Raw genomic sequence first — 2,622 nt, 5'->3', positions numbered from 1 at the left:
CTATATTTTTCTTCTTGTGTTGATTTTGGCATAGTTTTTGACATATAGCCCTAGTTTACTAGAAAGTGCAATATGTGTGTGCACATTACCATTATGTATTGACAGAGTGTGATAAATCAGTTATTATATAGACAATTCTTGAGTAGTGACTGATTCGATCGATTACGCAGAGGGCGTATTTTTTTTTCACGAAAGAGACAAATTATTTATAAATTACTTATGGAAATTAGAAATATTGCGATTATTGCTCACGTCGATCACGGCAAAACAACTTTGACCGATGCTTTGATGCGTCAAACTGGTATGTCTGATGACACTACTAGCATGGATAGTAATACACTGGAGCAAGAGCGTGGTATCACCATTTATTCGAAGAACACCTCGGTTATTTACAAAGACACCAAGATCAATATCGTGGACACTCCTGGTCACGCTGATTTTAGTTCGGAGGTAGAACGCATTTTGCGATCTATTGATTGCGTTCTTTTGTTGGTTGATGCGCAGGAAGGTCCGATGCCACAGACAAAATTTGTTTTAAAAAAATCTTTAGAGCTAGGCCTCAAACCGATTGTCGTTATTAATAAAATTGATAAACCAGCTGCCCGTCCAGAGGAAGTTAAGGAAATGATTTATGAATTATTTTTGGATTTAGGAGCTAATGATGAACAATTAGATTTTGCCACTATTTACACCATTTCCAAACAGGGTATTGCCAAGATGGATTTGGCCGATGAGGGAAAAGACTTAACGCCACTGCTAGATTTAATTATGGAAAAAGTTCCACCAGCGACGACTCAAGAGGCCGCTGATAAACCATTAGCCGCTCAGCCGTTCAATTTAGCTTATGATAATTTTTTGGGCCGTTGTGCTATTTGTCGTGTTTATGAAGGTAAGATTATCGACCAGCAAGATGTTTATGTTATCGATTCAACAGGCGTTAGTAAAAAGTATAAAATTACTAAATTATTTACTTATCAAGGACTGGTAAGAAAGGAAATACCAGAGGCCTTGGCTGGTGATATTGTAATGATTGCTGGTTTACGAGATGTTAATATTGGCGAAACGATAGCAGCTACCACTGATCAAAAGCCTTTACCGGCAATCAAAATTGACGAGCCAACTATTTCCTTAATTTTATTGGTTAATAATTCACCCTTCGCTGGTCGTGATGGTAAATTTGTTACCAATCGACAGATCAAGGAAAGATTAGAAAAAGAATTGGAAGTCAATGTTGGTTTGCGCATTGATTTTACTGATCCTAGTTTTTATAAAATATATGGTCGCGGTGAGTTACATATTGCTATTTTGTTAGAAAATTTACGCCGTGAAGGGTATGAGCTGCAAGTCTCGCAGCCACAAGTTATTATCAAAAAGATTGATCATGTTGATTGTGAACCATTCGAAGAGATAACTGTTGATGTGCCAGATAGTATGGCTGGTTCAGTAATAGATAAACTTTCTCGTCGTAAGGGCAGATTGATCAATATTACCAACCATCATCAACAAACTAGATTAATTTTTGAAATGCCCACTCGCGGATTACTTGGTTACCGCAATGAATTTATCGTTGATACACGCGGTGAAGGAATATTGTGCACTCATTTTTTGGATTTCAAACCGCACGTTGGTGCGATTGAAAGAACAGAACTAGGATCGATGATCTCCATGGCTTCAGGGAAAGCTTTGGCTTATTCATTATGGGGTTTACAAGACAGAGGTGAACTGTACATTGGTCCCAACACCGACGTTTATGAGGGTATGGTGATCGGTAATGCATCTAAGGGCGAAGATATGGCAGTAAATCCGATTAAGGGTAAAGCATTAACTAATATGCGCGCCTCTGGTTCTGACGAGGGTATTAAGTTAACACCAGTGAAAGAATTAACTCTCGAGGTGGGACTGAGCATTATGAATGATGATGAGTATTTAGAAGTGACGCCAAAAAATATTCGTTTGCGTAAACAATATCTAACGGAAGTAGAAAGAGTAAGAGCGCGAAGAAAGTAAGTTGATTTTTCAGACCAATTACCAAATAAAAAAGCGCCAGATTGACGCTTTATTTTTTATTTAATAGTTATTCTGATTGGTCCCGGGATTTTTTGTTTACTTAAAAAACTTTGAAGTTCTATTAGGTTGACTGTTGTGATTTCTAATAATATGAGCCGGTTTTGATCTTTACTTACTTCGTAAGTTTTGATGGTGTAGTAATCTTGATAAACTTGTTTTATTTCTTGTTGCAGTAATTTTTTCTCATTACTATAAAAGGAATAATGAATAGCTAGCAGGGAGTTACTAAGACCACTGGTGAAGATAGTTGATAGATCATTGTCAATGTCCAGGATTAGGCCAATGGCATTATTTTGGGTGCCAATTATCACTTGTTTTTTTTGTGGCCAAATAGAGCCCACGAGAAGAAAGAGAGTAATGATCACGACTAATGTTTTTTTCACGGTAACCTCTATATTAATAAATGAACGTTAATTATTAATTAGATTAACTCATTTGTTCTGTCCTTGTCAATGGACTTGGGTAATGTGCACACACATATTGCACTTTCTAGTAAACTAGGGCTATATGTCAAAAACTATGCCAAAATCAACACAAGAAGAAAAATATAGGTGG

2 protein-coding genes are annotated in these 2,622 nt (G+C 36.8%); one reads left to right on the top strand and one right to left on the bottom strand.

The window, feature by feature from the left end:
* The first annotated feature begins 219 nt into the window (after positions 1–219).
* Entirely contained in the window at positions 220–2,007 is a 1,788-nt protein-coding gene (gene typA, locus COX77_01780; protein PIZ99341.1) for a translational GTPase TypA, read from the top strand.
* A gap of 56 nt (positions 2,008–2,063) precedes the next feature.
* Here the strand turns inward: typA and COX77_01775 are convergent, their stop codons facing one another.
* Positions 2,064–2,408, bottom strand: coding sequence for a hypothetical protein (locus COX77_01775; GenBank protein PIZ99340.1), 345 nt, complete (start codon positions 2,406–2,408; stop codon positions 2,064–2,066).
* Positions 2,409–2,622 lie beyond the last annotated feature (214 nt).

This window comes from Candidatus Komeilibacteria bacterium CG_4_10_14_0_2_um_filter_37_10 (assembly GCA_002793075.1).
Classification (GTDB): Bacteria; Patescibacteriota; Patescibacteriia; order UBA1558; family UBA1558; genus UM-FILTER-37-10.
The sequence above is the reverse complement of the archived record's forward strand: the minus strand, read 5'-3'. Positions and strand labels throughout refer to the sequence as shown.